The 17,134-nt window shown below is 53.9% G+C and carries 16 protein-coding genes and 4 tRNA genes; 2 read left to right on the forward strand and 18 right to left on the reverse strand.

Annotation, left to right across the window (positions count from 1 at the left end; translation table 11 throughout):
* Nucleotides 1-221: 221 nt before the first annotated feature.
* The 18 genes from GX466_02565 to GX466_02650 form a co-directional block, all read right to left on the reverse strand.
* Complete coding sequence (locus tag GX466_02565) at nucleotides 222-443, reverse strand: hypothetical protein (protein ID NLH93092.1); 222 nt, start codon at nucleotides 441-443, stop codon at nucleotides 222-224.
* Nucleotides 444-461: 18 nt separating this feature from the next.
* Entirely contained in the window at nucleotides 462-1,610 is a 1,149-nt protein-coding gene (locus GX466_02570) for a restriction endonuclease (GenBank protein NLH93093.1), read from the reverse strand.
* Between the two features lies 1 nt (nucleotide 1,611).
* The gene (locus tag GX466_02575) at nucleotides 1,612-1,992 is read right to left on the reverse strand and encodes a hypothetical protein (protein ID NLH93094.1); all 381 of its coding nucleotides are present in this window, start codon (nucleotides 1,990-1,992) and stop codon (nucleotides 1,612-1,614) included.
* A 36-nt stretch (nucleotides 1,993-2,028) separates the two neighbouring features.
* Nucleotides 2,029-2,379, reverse strand: a complete 351-nt coding sequence (locus GX466_02580) for a hypothetical protein (GenBank protein NLH93095.1) — start codon at nucleotides 2,377-2,379, stop codon at nucleotides 2,029-2,031.
* Between the two features lie 17 nt (nucleotides 2,380-2,396).
* Nucleotides 2,397-3,836, reverse strand: coding sequence for a TldD/PmbA family protein (locus tag GX466_02585; protein ID NLH93096.1), 1,440 nt, complete (start codon nucleotides 3,834-3,836; stop codon nucleotides 2,397-2,399).
* An 11-nt stretch (nucleotides 3,837-3,847) separates the two neighbouring features.
* Nucleotides 3,848-5,173 (reverse strand): TldD/PmbA family protein, encoded by a 1,326-nt coding sequence (locus GX466_02590; GenBank protein ID NLH93097.1) that lies wholly within the window; start codon nucleotides 5,171-5,173, stop codon nucleotides 3,848-3,850.
* A gap of 20 nt (nucleotides 5,174-5,193) precedes the next feature.
* A complete protein-coding gene (locus GX466_02595; GenBank protein ID NLH93098.1) occupies nucleotides 5,194-6,462 on the reverse strand; it encodes an amidohydrolase family protein in 1,269 nt (422 codons plus the stop codon).
* Between the two features lie 336 nt (nucleotides 6,463-6,798).
* Nucleotides 6,799-7,146: a hypothetical protein gene (locus GX466_02600; protein NLH93099.1), complete on the reverse strand. Its 348-nt coding sequence runs from the start codon at nucleotides 7,144-7,146 to the stop codon at nucleotides 6,799-6,801.
* Between the two features lie 62 nt (nucleotides 7,147-7,208).
* Nucleotides 7,209-8,132, reverse strand: coding sequence for an ROK family protein (locus GX466_02605; protein ID NLH93100.1), 924 nt, complete (start codon nucleotides 8,130-8,132; stop codon nucleotides 7,209-7,211).
* Between the two features lie 15 nt (nucleotides 8,133-8,147).
* A tRNA-His gene (locus tag GX466_02610) sits at nucleotides 8,148-8,222 on the reverse strand.
* Between the two features lie 36 nt (nucleotides 8,223-8,258).
* Nucleotides 8,259-8,335, reverse strand: a tRNA-Arg gene (locus tag GX466_02615).
* 11 nt (nucleotides 8,336-8,346) lie between these two features.
* Nucleotides 8,347-8,423 (reverse strand) — tRNA-Met (locus GX466_02620).
* 47 nt (nucleotides 8,424-8,470) lie between these two features.
* A tRNA-Met gene (locus tag GX466_02625) sits at nucleotides 8,471-8,546 on the reverse strand.
* Between the two features lie 367 nt (nucleotides 8,547-8,913).
* Nucleotides 8,914-9,720 (reverse strand): orotidine-5'-phosphate decarboxylase, encoded by an 807-nt coding sequence (gene pyrF, locus GX466_02630; protein NLH93101.1) that lies wholly within the window; start codon nucleotides 9,718-9,720, stop codon nucleotides 8,914-8,916.
* On the reverse strand, nucleotides 9,686-10,222 hold the full coding sequence (pyrR, locus tag GX466_02635; protein ID NLH93102.1) for a bifunctional pyr operon transcriptional regulator/uracil phosphoribosyltransferase PyrR: 537 nt from the start codon (nucleotides 10,220-10,222) through the stop codon (nucleotides 9,686-9,688). The genes pyrF and pyrR overlap by 35 nt, the downstream gene beginning before the upstream one ends.
* A 21-nt stretch (nucleotides 10,223-10,243) precedes the next feature.
* A complete protein-coding gene (locus tag GX466_02640; protein ID NLH93103.1) occupies nucleotides 10,244-12,247 on the reverse strand; it encodes a pyruvate carboxylase subunit B in 2,004 nt (667 codons plus the stop codon).
* Nucleotides 12,248-12,258: 11 nt separating this feature from the next.
* A complete protein-coding gene (locus GX466_02645) occupies nucleotides 12,259-12,447 on the reverse strand; it encodes a hypothetical protein (protein NLH93104.1) in 189 nt (62 codons plus the stop codon).
* 8 nt (nucleotides 12,448-12,455) lie between these two features.
* Nucleotides 12,456-14,009 carry a methylmalonyl-CoA carboxyltransferase gene (locus GX466_02650; protein ID NLH93105.1) on the reverse strand — a complete coding sequence of 518 codons (1,554 nt, stop codon included), beginning with the start codon at nucleotides 14,007-14,009 and terminating at the stop codon, nucleotides 12,456-12,458.
* Nucleotides 14,010-14,399: 390 nt separating this feature from the next.
* Here GX466_02650 and GX466_02655 point away from each other — a divergent pair, with 390 nt between their 5' ends.
* Together GX466_02655 and GX466_02660 are read left to right on the forward strand one after the other, a co-directional pair.
* Nucleotides 14,400-14,939 carry a GNAT family N-acetyltransferase gene (locus GX466_02655; GenBank protein ID NLH93106.1) on the forward strand — a complete coding sequence of 180 codons (540 nt, stop codon included), beginning with the start codon at nucleotides 14,400-14,402 and terminating at the stop codon, nucleotides 14,937-14,939.
* 112 nt (nucleotides 14,940-15,051) lie between these two features.
* Nucleotides 15,052-16,851 carry a hypothetical protein gene (locus GX466_02660; GenBank protein ID NLH93107.1) on the forward strand — a complete coding sequence of 600 codons (1,800 nt, stop codon included), beginning with the start codon at nucleotides 15,052-15,054 and terminating at the stop codon, nucleotides 16,849-16,851.
* Nucleotides 16,852-17,134: the final 283 nt, after the last annotated feature.

The following is a 17,134-nucleotide window of genomic DNA, read 5'->3' on the forward strand; positions in this document are numbered from 1 at the left end:
AAGACGTCGCATCCGGAATCCAACCCGTGACGGGTAATGCCTTAGTAACGTCACGATCCAGGCTGCACTTAGTTCGAAACCGCTTCACAATCAAAACGACCATTCACGAAAGGTTTAGATTCCGTCACGTTGCGCAGATGGCGCTCTATTGTAGAATGACATGCTTCAGGCTGTTCAATGGAGGGGAGGGCAATCAATAGAGATAGAAAAATCCATCCTAATCAATTTGTTTCAAGACTTGAATTCTCTATAGTCATCAGAAGATCAATTTGTTCTTGTTGTAGATCTACCACTTTTTGTAGGATTTTGATTTGTTCGTCTTGATATGCAACCAATTCCTCAAACGATTGGATAATATCCTCTAACGATTGGATCATATCATCACTCTGTGCTTTATACTTCTCATGCATTTTCAAAATCCCTTCAGCCGTATTATCAGCCATGAACATACTCCCATATTGTTACATTGGATTGCCTGAATGGATGAGACCTTTCCATCTGTACGCTCTGCGAAATCCTTGAGATTCTGCCTCCTTGACGGAGTAAGCGTAAAATTCACCAGGCTTGTCGATTTGTGTTTTATCATATTGCTGATCGAAAGGCAGATGGTATATCTTCTCATGTTTAGCATTAATATTGCATTTTATCATTGGATAATCCTGGAGTTTTTCGTTCTCCCTCACCTGAATTCCGAGTGCATTAGCAAAATCCCATGCTGTTTCTGACAGGTTGGTGGCTGTTACAAACACAGCTTTTATCTTTTCAGATTTTATTAAATCTGGAAACTCAGCCAGTTTTTTTACAGATTTTCGTTTTATGGTGTCTATATAGTATTTAACGGTGGTTCCATAAAGCTGATTTATATGCTTCTCATGTATGGTCTTGTGTGCGGACCAACATTTGCATTGAACAATTTTGATCTGGGCATCCTTTTTACAAATAAGGTCTCTCCCCATGTCTTGCAATCCAAATGAGATGCCAGAATATTCTACACTGTATCCTTGGGATTCATATAGGTATCCAATGTATCTTTCGTAGTCTCTGCCAATAAGGTAAGGAGATTTCTTGGACTTTTTATATTTATCCAGTGCAAGCTGATTCCGTTCTGTAACAGACAACTTCTCATACTCAGAAGCAGGAAAGTATTTTGAAACCGGATCCGAGTCATCATCGTCAAGAGATGTTGAATCAGACACTTCCTTGATGAATTCATCACGATCTTCCCCTAAGTAGTCTTTCAGCCATGGGAACAAGCTTTCATAATACTCCAAGATGTATTTTGTTGTCTTTAACTCAACTTGCAGTACTTTGTTTTTACGAGAAATTCTTCGTACTTCCTCTGCTGCTTTAGTGGCTCGGTGCTTCTTGTTTTCTAGATAGTATGCCAAAGCGAATTCCAAGAAATAATGATACTCAGATATAGCGTTTGCAAGCCAGGGGAAGCCTTGGGATTTTTCTGCTTCAAGTTTGAGAAGCCCGCGTTCGCGCTCCTCGATAATGTCTAACATTCGTTTGTTATCATCATTCAGCTGCTTGGCAGACTTGTTCAAGTCCTCGATCTTCTTTAGTGTTGCTTCAATTTCCCGCGCTTTGTTTGAAAAGAAGAACATCTTACCTGAACATCCTTGTCATGGGTTTACGCATCTCGTGGTCTTCCAGTTCTTTCTTTAGGGATTCATTCCTCTTAGACAGCCTGGCAATACTTGAATTGTGCTCTTTCAGCGCCGACGATAGGTTTGTACGAACTCTTCTATGGCTGATATCTATATAATCGATGTTGAAGATCAAGTCGATGAGTTCTGTGATCAATGAATATACTATATAAAGAACCCCCATAGTTAAGGGGCTAAGGAAGAGGAAGTTAATCATATTCGCAGCTATTTCATTATATGCAATTCTCCCAACCCAATATAGAATCATAGCCGGCAACGTTACTGACACTATGAATCCAATAACGCCTATGATGATATCGTATGTTCCTTTCTTGATCATTCAGCCTCTTAACTAATTAATGTTGATTGCGCCAAGTCATTTATTGGAGTACAGATTCACTATGGCAAGCAGTTCCGTGGCGTATTTCGTCCAGGTTTTCCAGATCGTGTTTCTGTTCAGTTTTCCCTCCGATAAAAGTGATAAGCTGTTTTCTCTTGTCCGAAAAGTAGAATCGAAAGTTGGGCTTGCGGTTGTTGTCGTCAAGCAGAATCCTAAAGTATGATTTGGTGTCGGGTGGTGTATCCTTTTTAATTGGACTTTCTGCGAGAGGATGACTTTGACAATATAATAGAAAGTTTCCATTTCATCCAAAGTTGTTTCGATACCGTCATTTTTCTTATAGGTTTTGTCCAAACCATTGACAGCGGAGGCACGCTTAGTTTCCATTGTTTCAACTGGTAACGTCAGATTTTCACGCTGACGTTGATGTTTTTGAAGCGGGCGGGGGCCACGCCGTGGGAAAGCTGCATGACCTGCCCCGGTTCGCCTTTTCCGCAATGGAAGGTGCTGTGGTAGGACCATTCCTCCGGTCCGCAAACGGCGTCACAGGAGTTCCAGAAATCCTTGGTGATGCCAAAATAGGTTGGTTCATTCACGATTCCGGTGATCTTGCCGCCGTCGATGCGGTAGCCTATTTCGGTGGTGAACTGGAAGTTGTTGCGGTTGTCGTCGATGCTCCAGGTTTTGGTGAAATCGAGCAGGTAGCCGTGTTCGGTGCTGGCGATCAGCTCTTCGAGGCTGCCGGAACCCGGCGCGAGGCAGAAATTGGTCATGCGCACGAGGGGAAAATCGTCGGCGAAAGAGGCTTTCATGTTCGATGAAGGCTGCAATCCCAGCAACTTGGCGATTTGGCGCGAGGTTTGCTGATTGACCAGGATGCCGTCTTTGATGATGTCCACTTTCTGTCCGGGAACGCCTTCGTCGTCCACAGGATGGTAACCCAGGCCTTTGGGGTCGGTGCTGTCGCTGTAGATGTTCACCAGTGGCGAGCCGTATTGGAAGGAGCCCAGCATTTCGGGCTTGATGAAGGTTTTGCCGGCGTAGGAGATTTCCATGCCGAAGATGCGGTCCGCCTCTGTGGCATGTCCCACCGATTCATGCAGTTGCAGCGCGAGATGCCCGTTTCCGATGATGATGTCGGCACGGTCGTCCTCGATGGTAGGAGCGTTTAGCAGATCGATGGCCTCTTTCATGATGCGGTCGGTGTTTTCGGCGAATTTTTGTTGCTCGAAGAGCTCGAAGCCGCCTCGGCCCGCGCTCATGTGGCCAGGCCAGGTGCGGGACTGGATCTGGCCTCCGTCGGAGGCGACCACCTCCATCACCGGTAGGGTGTTGTAATATGATGTGTGGGAATAAGTTCCCTCGCTGTTCGCGTAATATTTTTCTTGGCGCATGAATTGCCCCATCACCATGGAGTGGACGATTTTGCCTTGGGGTTTGATCGCCTCGGCCAGGCCGCGCAGGCAGGCAGTCTTTTCTTCCTTGGGCATTTTGAAGGGGTCGATCTCGGGCTGGTGGTGATACTCTGCCCTGGTTGCCGGCAAAGCGGGGAACTCCACCCTGTTGCGGATAAAATTGCCGCCCTGGCGGGCATTTCTTACCGCTGTCCTGACAAGGCGGTCGATCGCGGCGGCGCTCAGGTCGCGCGACCCGGCGAAACCCCAGCAGCCGTTGATGAGCACCCTGATGCCGATGGCGGTGGAATCCATGCTGCTGCCGTAACTGCGCATGAATCCGTTCATAAAATACAGCCATTCATTGTCGGTGCGGGTGATCCTGACATCTGCGAAGCTGATGTCAGGCTGGGCGAGTTTATTGAGGGTTTGTTTGATCAGTTGTTCCATGTTGCGCTCCCCTAACTCGTTTTGGTTGATGAGGTTACGTTGAAATCCCGCACGTGGGCGTGAGGCGCTTTCACGGTTTCGATGTCGAAGCTCTCATAGTTTCCCGAAAACGGGATCGTGGCACAGTGGTCTTCAAGGCCAACCACATTGTTGAGGATGCGTTCGATGCGCTCTGTGAAGCGGAGGTTGTTCACGACCTTGGTGATGCGTCCGTTCTCAATCAGGAAAGTGCCGTCACGGGTAAGCCCGGTGAGTGAGGTTTCGCGGGGGTTGATGAAGTTCATGTAGTGGAGGCTGGAGATGTAAAGGCCGCGTTTGATGCCGCCGATCATCTCCTCGAGGGTTTTGTCGCCGGGCTCGATCTTGAGGCAGGAAGCGGTGTTGCCGTTTTTGGGCAGACCGGTCTTGTGGGCGTAGTAGTTGTTGCAGAGGAAAGCCCGGAAAATGCCCTTCTCCACCAGCGGCAGGCGGCGGTAGATGTGGCCGTCGGAACCGTAATCAGCGCGGATCATGCGCGGGTCGGCGGGATCGTCAACAATGCTGATGTGTGCGGGAAAAACCTGTTCGTTCAGCTTGCCCTCAAACCAGCTGCTGTGCTGGTCCAGGGCTCTGGCGCTCATGCCATGGGACAGGTATTGGATGAATTCCGCCAGGCATCGCGGGGCCAGGATCACGTCATAATATCCTGGCTCAACGTCCACGATTTCGGAGGAGCAGTATTTGATTTTCTGCATCAGGCTCTCGGTGAAGGCGCGTTCGTTAAAATAGCCGAAATCCTCGCCGCCGAACGTTTCCAGCACAGTCACCTGGGATTTGTTGTGCACGGCTTTCACCTCCAGATAGATAGGCGAGCTCTGGCTGCTTTTGTCCAGGCCGTTGCTGTTGATGAGGCGGAAGGACTGATAATTGCAGATGAAGGTGCCGAAGATATCGAAATCGTACATGGAAGCCGCGGCGGAAATATTGGACAGTATTTTTGTTTTCAGGTCCAGCGGAATGGCCTCGATGTTGTTTTTCACCACGCGGGGTTCGGCCAGAGTCATGTCGCTTTCCAAATCCACGAAATCCGGGTCTTCGGGAAGTTTGTCTATCACCTCCAGAGCGTCACGCAGGGCGGCGTCGATCTTGCCGCGCTCGGGGTTTTCGATAGCGAAGTTGAAGGATTTCTTGCCTTTGTAGATTTCCGCCCCGATGGTGGTGTTGTCTTTGCTGATGTTATAGTTGGTCTCGCTGTGGTAAAAGCGCAGAAAATCGGTGGACCAATTGCTCTGGGTGATGCTGTATTGCAGCTCGGGATGCTGGTCCAGGACGCTTTTCAAATATTCAAGCTGGTCCATTTATCCTCCTCGGAATGAGTTTAGATCCAGGTGGTGCTGTTGTGGCGGCGTTTGGGATTGGTGCTGCGGGAGAGGGCTCTGCCCGCCGCGGAAGCGACCTTGCCTTTGTTCACCACTTTTTTGCCGCGCAGCCAGACAGAATCGATGCTGCCCTTCAAGGTGTGGGAACTGCCGTCGGGGGCGACGAAATCGGTGTCTTTATTTGGGTCGTAGATCACGAAATCCGCGTCCGAACCCGCTTCGATGCAGCCCTTGGCGGGGTAAATCCCCAGACGCTTGGCCGCGTTTTCGCTGGTCATCTTTATCACTGTGGCCAGGGGGACCCTGCGCTTTTTCCAGAGTTCTGAAAGCACCCAGAGGTAGCTCCAGGGCAGAAGCTGTTCCGAAGTGCCGTGGAAAGCCTCGTCCAGGTCTTTTGGGACGGAAGCGGATTCCACGTTGTTGGAAAGCAGGTAGATCTTGTTGGTGCGCAGCAGGTCAAAAAGCTCCTGTTGGTAGTCGGCCAGGTCCATCCGCTGGCCGCTGTCGATTTGGCTGAACAGCAGCATCATGTCGGCCACGCACATGGCAAAGGATATATCGGAGCGCTTGTGCACGCTGTTGATGAACTCAACTGTGGGAAAGGCGTTTACGCGCGTGATGTGGATGGGGTTTTCCTGCATCCGGCGCAGCAGTTTTTTGACGGCGTCGCTTTGCGCGTCGAAGCTGAATTTCTTTGCGGTATCGGTGTCGTATCCCTGAAAGGCGAAGGCGGTGTCCGATTCGTAGATATCCATGAAGAGGTCCATGATCTCGGTGAAGCTGAGTGCCTGGATCTCGGGATTGGGAGAAGGATTGGCGAGCGCGATGCCCACCACGCCGTTGGCCCAGAGTTCCTGCGCGGCTTCTGCGTGATAGGGATAATCAGTGATGTCCACGTTTCCCCAGACCGCCATGTCCACGAAAGAGGACTGGTCGATCTGGTCTCGCAGGCGCTTGAGGTCGGACAGGCTGAAGATTGGCCTGGGATTCAGGAAACTCAGCTCGGCCAGGGTGGTCCAGCCGCCGGAGAGGGCGGCTTTGCTGATCCGGGCGATACTCTTCTTGGGGTCCTGCTCCGTGATGATGTGGCTGTGGGGGTCCACCGCGCCGGGCAGGAGGATATTTCCCTTCAGGTCGATGACTTGGGTGATTTCATCGGATATGATCTCGTCCGCGCTGATCTTGATGATGGTCTCGTCAAAGAGCACATTCACCCTTTTCAGGGCGACCGAGGATGTGGGTAAGGCGGCATTTGTGAATAGCTTCATATAGTTCCAATTATGGGGCACGGCCACAAATGATGGCTAACACGCAAAGCGTTACGCATCCTGGAGCCGCGCGGTATCTGCCTGGGGGATATGGTCTTGCGTCACGAAAAACCATACTTTCCCAAACTGATGTGATGATTTTACAACTCTCAAAATCTGTCAAGCTTTTGCTTGCGGCCCCTGCAAAACCAAGCCCTCCACAAAGGCTATGACACCTCTCCGATCCCTTTTGCGACGGGGTTTTCAGCTACAGACAACCCCTTTGCCAAAGAAAAAAGACAAAAAAGCCCTTAACCGGACTTTTTTGTCTTCGTGTGAATCACTGAATGGTTTATGTCATTTGAGGATAAGAGTCTTCTTGGTGGATGTGTAGCGACCCTCAGTCACCGTCACGGTGTATTTACCTTCAGGAGTGTAGCTGCCGTCATTGCCGTAGCGGTCCCAGGGCAAGACCATCAGTTCATTAGACTGGCCTGTGTAGAGCGTCTTCACCAGCATGCCGGCGTCTGTTTCGATGGTAACGCTGATCGGGATTGCCTGATTGAACAGCAGAGTGACGTTCGTGGCCTTGGTCATGGGGTTGGGATCTATCTGGATGGAAACCATGGCGCTTTTGTTTCTGGCGGAAAGGGCGGTCAGCATTACAATGCCGAGCAACGCAAGGATCAAGGCTGCCTTTTTCATTTGTTGTTTCTCCTAAAAGATGATGCCGATCATTTAAGCAATTTATGTTCCCAATCTCTGAATTAACTTTGAGATGCCAATATCACAGCGCCCAAAACTCCCGCCCGGTTGCCTTCGCGAGCCTGTTCCAAGGAGGTGCGCTCTTCGTTCACTGAGGGAAGATTTTCCTTTACGAGCCGCTTCAGCTCATTCCAGGGATAGAGCCCGCCATCCATCGCGCCTCCTCCGATCACTACGGCGTCGGGGTCCAGGATCACGATGAGGTCGGAAATGCCGCGGGCCAGGACATCCCTGCCTTCGGCTATGATGTTGGCAGCCGCGGGACTGGCCTGGCTGAAAGCGAGCAGGCTGGACAGGTTGGAACTCTCCGTGATGAAATCATCCGCCCCAGGCAGCTCCAACAGCCTGTGCCGCAGCCCCTCAACCGACGCGTAGGCTTCCAGGCAACCATTTCTGCCGCAGGAACAAAGCTCTCCCTGAGAAATGCTGGTGATGTGGCCAAGCTCGAGGGCATATCCGTGCGCCCCGTGCCAGATCATGCCATCCACCACAAAGCCGCAACCTATTCCGCTGCCGACAGTTATCCCGGCTACGCTGCCCTGGCCGCCCCGCAGCCAGGCTTCCGCCAGACACATCAGGTTGGCGTCGTTATCGCAGAAAACGGGCAGACCAAGTTCTTTGGGGATGAGTTCACGGGGGTCGGTGTCAACCCAGAAAGGCAGGTTGGGATTGACGCCCACGATTTTGCCGGAATTCCGGTCGATGGTGCCGGGAGTGCCGATGCCGATAGCGCCGAGGCTGGACAGACCAAGTTCCCGGGCACAAATATCCAGTATTTGGCGCACGGTTTCCCGCAGGTGAGGAAGGTTTTTTTGCCGCAGCTCAAGTTTGCCGAAATTCTGTAAACCAACTTTACAGTCGCCCCAACCGTATTTAACGCTGGAGCCGCCGATATCCAGTCCGAGTGTCGCTTTATCGCTTGTCAACATATCATAAAAAGGTGGGGTGGGTGATGGGAGTCGAACCCACAACGCCCGGAACCACAATCCGGTGCTCTGCCATTGAACTACACCCACCACGGAAAGGATCGATGTATTTATGCGCTTATAAGCTGGCACGCCAGAAGGGATTCGAACCCCTGACCCGCAGCTTAGAAGGCTGCTGCTCTATCCGACTGAGCTACTGGCGCCAAACAAAAACTGGTAGCGGCGCAGGGACTTGAACCCCGGACCTGCGGATTATGATTCCGACGCTCTAACCAACTGAGCTACACCGCCACAAGTCTTAACGTAAAATCCGGCGTCAAGCGCCGGCATGTACAAAATGGTAGCGAGGGAAGGATTCGAACCTTCGACCTTCGGGTTATGAGCCCGACGAGCTACCAGCTGCTCCACCTCGCGTCAAGTAAATACCAGAAAATTCTATGCCCTTATCTTGTCAAGGGCTTTTTTCGCTGCTTACTACTGCCTTTTTCAGGCAGGGGACCCTCCAGAAGAGCGGAGCTACATAGGTTGGCCGTTAAGGCCCTTTCCTGTGTCCAAGACACGCCTCCCGAACAATGCCCGCATTTGATGCGGGGATTAGGCGGGAGGCATGGGAGAGGGATGGAATCAAGCGCTCAGGGCCTGGCCGACAGGATATGGCGGTGGGTAAACAGTTGTGGCTCTCTTTTAAATCAAGGCGATATACTATCCGCCCTCAAATCTACACCATTCCGGGCCTGACCCGGAATCCGGTTTTTATCTATCTTATGGATCCCGGACCAGGTCAGACGATAGCCAAGCCTTTGAGTTCTTTGGCTGCCAGTCCGGCCGCCTGGGCGAATTGGGGAGTTTTCTCGCGGAAGATGATGCCGCGCGAGGAATTGATCAGGATATTGGGCGTTTCGGCGGAATCCACGGCGTTTTGAAGCACTGAATCCAGGTCCCCGCCCTGGGCGCCTATGCCGGGAATGAGGAAAACGCGTCCGGGAAGCAGTTCCCGCATACGTTTGAGGTCTCCGCTCTGAGTGGCGCCCACCACCGCGCCGAGCTGCTCCTGGGGATAGTTGTTGATCCAGGCGGAGACTTTATCTGCCATGCCGCCCTCTTGAAAGAATTCCTTCGCGGAGGGGTTGGAGGTGAGGGCAAGCGCGAAGGCAAAAGCGCCGGGCCTTTTCAGGACAGGCTTCAGGACATCGGAGCCCATCAGCGGGTTGAGGGTGATGGCGCCGAAGCCCATCCGGTCAAAGTAGCTGACGGCGTATTGCTCCATCGTGTTGCCGATGTCGCCGACTTTGCAGTCCAGGATCACGGGGATGTCATCAGGTATGTATTCCACCGTGCGCTGCAGGGCTTCCAGGCCGCGGAGGCCGTCGTTCAGATAAAAGGCCAGGTTCGGCTTGTAGGCGCAGGCGTGGTCCGCGGTGGAATCTATGACGCGGCGGTTGAATTCCCAGATGGGGTTGGCTTCATCCAGCACGCAGTCCGGCAGTTGGGCGATATCTGAATCCAGTCCCACGCAGAGTAGGCTTTTGGTGCTCCGCCAGCGGGCCTGGTATTTATAGTAGAACGATGCGGACGGAATCGACTCCATCGGTTTCCTCAAATTCCACCTTGATGATCTCTTCGCGGGAAGTGGGCACGTTTTTGCCCACGTAGTCTGCCTTGATGGGCAATTCGCGGTGGCCGCGGTCGATCAGGACGGCCAGTTGGATCTGTTTGGGGCGGCCAAAATCCAGCAAGGCGTCGATGGCGGCGCGCACAGTTCTGCCGGTATAGAGAACGTCGTCCACCAGCACGATCACGGCTCCTTCTATATCGAAACCCAGTTCCGAACCGCGGATCACGGGTTGGTGTGAGATGGTGGAAAGGTCATCGCGGTAGAGGGTTATGTCGAGGATGCCGACGGGGATATCCTTGCCCTCGATCAGGCGCAGATAGTCGGAAAGCCTCTTGGCAAGAGGCACTCCGCGGCTGCGGATGCCCACCAGACAGATTTTGTCCAGGCCGCGGTTCTGTTCAATGATCTCATGTGCCATGCGGTGGACGCTGCGCTCCATCTGGGCTTTGTCCATGATCGTGCTTTTGGTCTGCATCTTGGCTCCTTGTGCGGGGATTTATTCTGGTTTGATAACGATCAGGGTGTCGCCTTTGCCAACCGTGTCGCCGGAGGAGAAAGGCGTTGCCACAACAGTTCCCGCCACGGGGCAGGGGATGTTGTTGTACATCTTCATCGCTTCCAGCACCAGCAGGGTTTCGCCGACCTGGACCTTGTCGCCCACCTGCTTTTCATATTTCACGAACATTCCGGGCATGGGGGCCTGGACCGGGGTGCCGTCGGCAGAGGCCAGAGCTGGCTTGGGATCGGCCTTGGGCGCTGCCGGAGCGGGGTTCGGCGTCTGAACCGGAGCGGCGGCCGGCTGGGGGGCTGGATTTGTTGCCTGAGCCGGTGCGGCTGGAGCGGAACGGACCACTTTGGGCGCGCCGCCCTTTTCGGAAACCTCCACCAGAAAGTGTTCTTCGTCGATGAAAACGTCAAACTGGCGCAGGCCTTCGGGTTTGGGAACCGGCTCTTTGACCGGCTTTTCCACCAACAGGCCGGCTTTGGCCTTCCTGCAAAGCTCTTCCTGACGTTTCACCTCTTCCAGGGTGGTGGCTTTCATCTCGGCCGGCAGTGGTTCGTGGCCGTATTTTATCTTCAGGAATCTCTTTCCGGTGAGGTTGTAGATAGCCACAATGAGGGCGTCGTCCAAATCCTTGGCCAGGCCTTCGGTTTCCTTCTTCACCTGCTCCAGGGCGGGTTCGATCACGTCGCCGGGGCGCATGGTGATGGGCTTTTCGCCCCGCGGGTAACCCTTCAGCGCTTTTTTCTGCACTTCGGGATCGATGGGCAGGGTGGTCTTGCCGTAAAGGCCGTAGCAGAGGTCCTTCACCTGTTCGGTGATGCGGGCGTATTCGCCGTCCTTGGTGTCAAAGAGAGCGTTGTTCACGGCCTGGATGCCCACTATCTGGCTGGTTGGAGTCACCAGAGGGATTTGGCCCAGTTCTTTGCGCACTTTGGGAATCTCTTTGAAAACATCTTCCAGCCTGTCCAAAGCGTCCATCTGGCGCAGTTGGTTCACCAGGTTGGAGAGCATTCCGCCCGGGGTTTGGTGAATTATCACGTCGGTGTCGATGATGTTGAATTTGGTGTTGTCGGCGAACTGGAGGTATTTGGGGATGTCCTTTTCCATTTCCTTGCCGATCTTGTTAAGCAGGCGGATGTCGAAGCCGGTGTCGCGGTTGGTGCCCAGCAGTGCGATCACAAAAGGTTCCACGGCCGGGTGCGAGGTGCGGTAGGCGTAGGGCCCCACGCAGGTGTCGATGATATCGACTCCGGCCTCGATGGCCTTGAACAGCGCCAGATCGCCCATGCCGCTGGTGAAGTGGGTGTGCAGGTGCACCGGAACCTTCACGGTTTCTTTCAGCGCTGTTATCAGGTTGAAAGCATCATAGGGCGCCACCAGGCCCGCCATGTCCTTGATGCAGACTGTGTCCGCGCCCATCTCTTCCAGCTGTTTGGCTTTTTTGGTATAGTATTCAATGTTGTAGATGTCGCCGCCCATCCGCTGTTCCGTGAGGCTGTAGCAGATGCTTCCCTGGAAGTGTTTGTTGTTCTTTTTGATGATCTTCACCGCGGTCTGGAAATTGCGGAAATCGTTGAGGGCGTCAAACACCCTGAAGATGTCTATTCCGTTGTCGCAGGCACGCTGGACAAAGGCTTCCACCACGTCGTCGGCGTAGTTCTGGTAGCCCACGAGGTTCTGTCCGCGTAGCAGCATGGAAAAGGGTGTGTTCTTGATGTGTTTTTTCAGTACGCGGATACGTTCCCAGGGGTCCTCGCCAAGATAGCGGTGCATGGTGTCGAAAGTGGCGCCGCCCCACACTTCCATTGAGTAATAGCCCACCTGGTCCATCAGTTTAGCCACGTGGAGCAGGTCTTCTGTGCGGCCGCGGGTGGCGAAGAGGGATTGATGCCCATCGCGGAAGGACAGGTCCTGAATTTTGATCGGATTGGCCGCCTTGGGACGGTCGGCTTCATAGCGCATTTGGCTATATTCCAAGATGCCATGTTTGTGCATGGTGTCTCCTTCTATCTGTTTCTTTTTATCATTCTGCGTTGGCTGAGCTCGCGGTAGAGCATCGTTTGCTGGCGGCCGTAGTGCTGCCAGGCGCTGGGGGCGTTTTCCAGCGGGCGCTGGGGATAGGGGATGCTTTCGTCGGCGCTGATCAGGGCCAGCACTCCGGCGATGGCGGCGAGTTCTTTTTTCCGGTCTGTCATGGCGTTCCTCAGGCCGGGATGTTGCCGTGTTTTTTGGGCGGCAGGCTTTCGCTTTTGCTGGAAAGTATTTCCAGGGCGTCAATGAGCCGCTTGCGGGTTTCGGAAGGCAGGATCACGGCGTCCACATATCCACGGGAAGCTGCCACATAGGGGTTGTTGAATTCTTCTTCGTAGATCTGAATCATCTCGGCGCGTTTTGCCGCCTTGTCTTCCGCCGCTTCTATCTCTTTGCGGAAGATGATGTTGGCGGCGCCTTGGGCTCCCATCACGGCGATCTCGGCGCTGGGCCAGGCCAATACCATGTCGGCGCCCAGATGCCGGCTGCTCATGGCGATGTAGCTGCCGCCGTAATCCTTGCGGGTAACCACCGTCAGTTTGGGAACCGTGGCCTCGGCATAGCACCACAGCAGCTTGGCGCCGTGGCGGATGATGCCGTTATGTTCTTGCTGCGTGCCGGGCAGGTAGCCGGGAACGTCCACGAAGGTGAGCAGGGGGATGTTGAAGGCGTCGCAAAAACGGATGAAGCGGGTGGCTTTGTCCGAAGCGTCGATGTCGAGGCATCCGGCCAGCACTTTCGGTTGGTTCGCCACCACCCCGACAACGCGTCCATTCAGGCGTCCGAAGCCCACTATGATGTTCTGGGCATAGTAAAGATGCGGCTCGAAAAAGATACCATCGTCTAACACGGTTTTGATCACTTCGTGCATGGAATAGCTTTCCTTGGGGCTGTCCGGAATGATGCTGTCCAGGTTAGGGCAAAGCCTCCAGGGGTCGTCTCCGCATTCGGTTCTGGGAGCGTCCTCCATATTGTTGGCGGGCAAGTAGGAGAGCAGTATCTTTATCTGCTGAATGGCGTCGGCGTCGTTCTCACAGGCAAAGTGGGCGTTCCCGCTCCTGGAATTGTGGGTCATAGCCCCGCCCAGTTCTTCCTGGGTAGTTTCCTCGCCGGTGACCGCGCGGATCACGTCCGGCCCTGTGATGAACATGAAACTGGTATTCTTCACCATGAACACGAAATCCGTCATCGCCGGGGAATAGACCGCCCCGCCGGCGCAGGGCCCCATGATGGCTGTGATCTGGGGAATAACGCCGCTGGCGCGGGAATTGCGGTAAAAGATCTCGCCGTATCCCTTGAGGGAATCCACGCCTTCCTGGATGCGCGCGCCGCCGCTGTCCTGGATGCCGATGAGCGGAACGCCGCTCTTCAGCGCCATGTCCATCACCTTGCAGATCTTGGCGGCGTGCATTTCGCCCAGGGAACCGCCCCGGGAAGTGAAATCCTGCGAAAAGGCGAAGACCGGACGCCCGTCCACCAGACCGTGGCCGGTGATCACGCCGTCTGAGGCGATCTCGGTTTTCTCCATGCCAAAGTTGTCGCAGCGGTGCCTCACGAACATATCCAACTCCCGGAAAGTACCGGGATCGAAGAGCAAATCAAGCCTCTCGCGGGCGGTCAGTTTGCCTCCGACCTTCTGTTTGTCAACGGCTTTGGCGCCGCCCATCTGCAGGGTCTTCTCTTTTTTGTCCAGAAGTTTCTGGATCGCGTCCCTGGTTGATAGCATGTTTATATCCCCTTTCTAAGGTGTATTTTAAGCTGTCTGAGCCCCGGCCTGGCAGCCAGGACCGACTATTTTTCCAAAATCTTTTGCCAGCCTCTTTTCGTCAAGAAAAAGAGCGCCGCGCTTGCCCGGGGAATCAAGTTACTATGCATCGGAACGGTGGAAAGAGCGCTAATTTCACCATTTCGCCCGATGCGCAGGGAACAAGCCTGAGCGAGTTTCCGAGTGAACGAACAACCGGAATTCAGCCAGCAAATCCGGCAGGTTTCACTTGATACTCCATAGCTGAACCGTCCGACTGTTTTCCCCGGCTGCTCCCGGTTCCACTTGACAGGATGCGGTATTGCGTAAGGTGTGGCTACACTCAGAAACGCCTTGGTTTGGAGAGAATACATGACAGCGACATATATGGTCAGAAAAGCCGGAATAAAAGACATCGAAGCCATCTCCGCGGTTCAAATCCAAAGCTGGAAGGAGACCTATCCCGGTATCATGCCGCAGCAAAAGCTGGATGGAATGAGCATGGAGCGCAGCTCCAGGCATTGGCAGGCGATCTTTTGCGGCGGATACACGGTTCTGGCGGCGGAAACCGAAGGCCGGGTTGTGGGTTTTGCCGCTGGCGGAAAAAAATTCGAATACCAGAATTGCGAAACCGGGCTGGCCAATGCCTGCGACTGCGAACTGGAGGCATTGTATCTGCTGAAGGAGTTTCATGGCAGGGGGATGGGAAAAGCCCTGTTCTATCGCTTCGCCGACCTTATGAGGCAGGAAAAGAAGCATGTCATGACCGTGTGGGTGGCGGAAAAGAACCCGTCAACAGGATTCTATGAGGCCATGGGTGGGGAATTGGTGGACAGAATGGCGCTTGTGGTCTGCAAAGTGCCTGTTCCGGCGATTTGCTACAGATTCACACTTGGGATTCAGCCTGTCTGATTTTTCCAGTGGGAGCCAGCCAACAAATCCGGCAGATTTCACTTGACATTTCTCTGCCTGCGGGGGTTTCTGCGTTTTCATACACGAAGTCATTCGGGAGGATGAAATAGATTTGCGCAAGCTAATACTGACCGCTCTGGCCCTGTTATTCGCCCTGCGGGCGGCGGCGGTCACGATCGAAGAACTGCAGGACCTCTTCTATCAGACAGAGGATGCGGAACAGTTTTCCCGCGAGGCTGCCGGCTTCATCGAGGCCAGCGAAGACCTTGCCGATCTAGACCACGCTTTCAACCTCTGGGAAAGCTTTGCCCCGGATGATTGCGGGGAGTGGCTGGAGGCCAGGGCCGCGGAGGCTTCTGACGAACCCAAGTACCAATACCTGCTGCTGAACCTGGCAGAGGACATGCAATCCAAGATCAGCAAGGCGAAAGAGCTGGTTTCCGCCCATCCGGATTTTGCCGGGGGTTACCGCGCCCTGCTGCTCACCTTTGTTGTGAAATTTTCCCCCGAAGAGCTTGATGACCCCGAAAGCCCATTCTATCAGCAGTTGCGGGAAAGCCTGCCCCTGCTGGCCCATTTCGGGGAAAATTTTAATGGGGACGAACTCTTCTTGATGGCCCAGGTTTACTATCTGGTGCAAACCGGTGATCCTGAAGCGGCAAAGCTTCCTTTCCGGCAGGCCCTGGAGGCTGAGGAGGACTGGATCGACGGAATGGGTTTGGGATACATGTTCACTCCGGACAAATATCACCCCCTGATGGCCTATCAAATTGAGCTTTTGCGTCCCAAAGACGCCGACCCCTACACCAAGTACCGGATCGCGGAACTTGCCGGAGACCTGGTGGATTATTACTATGACCAGAAGCAGGACTACGACGCCGTTATCGGTTTTTTCGGCGCGGAGCCCTGGTATTGGGAAAACCAGTATGTGATCTTTGCCCTCGCGCAGAGTTACCTGGTCAAGGACCAGCCGGAAAAGGCTGTGAACCTGCTGAACGGAAACGGTGACCTGCCCTCCGCGCTGCTCTTTCAGGATTCCTGGCTGGCCTTTGACCGCAGCGAGGCTGCCAGTGCTTACGCCCGCGTGCTGGAACCCGTTTCCGCAGACCCCGTAAACGCCTATCTGCTGGCCCGTTCCCTTTCCGACAACGGCGAAAAACTGGCCTGCGCCCACGCCCTAATCGCCTCGCATCCCAAGGAAGAACACGGTTACAGCCTTGCCGCGGAGGTCTATCTGGACTATTTCAGCAAATATAAGGCCGACGATCCCCAGCTCGCCGTGATGGAGGCCTCCCTCCAAAACGACACCCAAATCCTGCGCAACTACTATTTCCGCTTTCCGGACAACAATCTAGCCACGGTCTGCTACTATCTCGTGAACGTGTTCGAACGCGATGAAAACAAGTCCATGAGGGCATTCCAGGAACTCCACAAAGCTGGTCTGGGCGAGATGACAAGCAACGTTTTTGCCAGGTTCACCCTCGACCACTGCGACGCCCGGTTCCTGCTCAGGATCAAGGAATATGAGCTGCGGCAAAACGAGGTTTATGGCGAACTCAGCGAAGCCGAAACCGCCGCCCAGGCGGCAAAAGAATTCTGCGTCACCCTCAGCGAAAACGAGCTCTTCGAGGATTTGATTGAGGAAGCGGCCAAACACCCTGAATGGTTGGACGATACGGAAACCCAGTACATGGTTCTGAACGCCTATTATATGCGGGACGACATCGCCAGCACCATCGCCACCCTGCGCCTGATGGTGGATAGAGGCACCATCGGAACCACCATGCTCAACGGCCTAGACGACCCCGACCTGACCGGGCACGCGGACTGGCAGGCGCTGCTGGATTTCGCTGCCACCCGGCCCGATCCAGATGCCGAAGCCCTGGGAAACATCACCGAAGACAAGCGCTAACAGCTTTTATTCCCAACAATAAGGCTCATTTCCAACTGAGTGGATAGCCCGGAATCCAGTCCTTTTCCCGTTATGGATCCCGGATCAATACCACCTCGAGGGCTCGGTGACGTCCGGGATGACGTGGCCAGGATGACGTAGCGGCTAATACCATTTCGCTTGCATAAATACTAGAATTGATTATCCTGTCTCTGTATTCATATCACTGGAGGTAGTGATGAGAAAGATTCAAGTAAGCGACACCTTGCCGGCATCAGAACTCAAACGTCGGATGCTAAGTAGC

Source organism: Candidatus Cloacimonadota bacterium, assembly GCA_012516855.1.
In the GTDB taxonomy this organism is placed as follows: domain Bacteria; phylum Cloacimonadota; class Cloacimonadia; order Cloacimonadales; family Cloacimonadaceae; genus Syntrophosphaera.

Excerpts from the sequence above, each read along its gene's own strand:
- GX466_02565 (NLH93092.1), bottom strand. The coding sequence starts at position 443 with ATGGCTGATAATACGGCTGAAGGGATTTTGAAAATGCATGAGAAGTAT.
- GX466_02570 (NLH93093.1), bottom strand. The coding sequence starts at position 1,610 with ATGTTCTTCTTTTCAAACAAAGCGCGGGAAATTGAAGCAACACTAAAG.
- GX466_02575 (NLH93094.1), bottom strand. The coding sequence starts at position 1,992 with ATGATCAAGAAAGGAACATACGATATCATCATAGGCGTTATTGGATTC.
- GX466_02580 (NLH93095.1), bottom strand. The coding sequence starts at position 2,379 with ATGGAAACTAAGCGTGCCTCCGCTGTCAATGGTTTGGACAAAACCTAT.
- GX466_02585 (NLH93096.1), bottom strand. The coding sequence starts at position 3,836 with ATGGAACAACTGATCAAACAAACCCTCAATAAACTCGCCCAGCCTGAC.
- GX466_02590 (NLH93097.1), bottom strand. The coding sequence starts at position 5,173 with ATGGACCAGCTTGAATATTTGAAAAGCGTCCTGGACCAGCATCCCGAG.
- GX466_02595 (NLH93098.1), bottom strand. The coding sequence starts at position 6,462 with ATGAAGCTATTCACAAATGCCGCCTTACCCACATCCTCGGTCGCCCTG.
- GX466_02600 (NLH93099.1), bottom strand. The coding sequence starts at position 7,146 with ATGAAAAAGGCAGCCTTGATCCTTGCGTTGCTCGGCATTGTAATGCTG.
- pyrF (NLH93101.1), bottom strand. The coding sequence starts at position 9,720 with ATGGAGTCGATTCCGTCCGCATCGTTCTACTATAAATACCAGGCCCGC.
- pyrR (NLH93102.1), bottom strand. The coding sequence starts at position 10,222 with ATGCAGACCAAAAGCACGATCATGGACAAAGCCCAGATGGAGCGCAGC.
- GX466_02640 (NLH93103.1), bottom strand. The coding sequence starts at position 12,247 with ATGCACAAACATGGCATCTTGGAATATAGCCAAATGCGCTATGAAGCC.
- GX466_02645 (NLH93104.1), bottom strand. The coding sequence starts at position 12,447 with ATGACAGACCGGAAAAAAGAACTCGCCGCCATCGCCGGAGTGCTGGCC.
- GX466_02650 (NLH93105.1), bottom strand. The coding sequence starts at position 14,009 with ATGCTATCAACCAGGGACGCGATCCAGAAACTTCTGGACAAAAAAGAG.
- GX466_02655 (NLH93106.1), top strand. The coding sequence starts at position 14,400 with ATGACAGCGACATATATGGTCAGAAAAGCCGGAATAAAAGACATCGAA.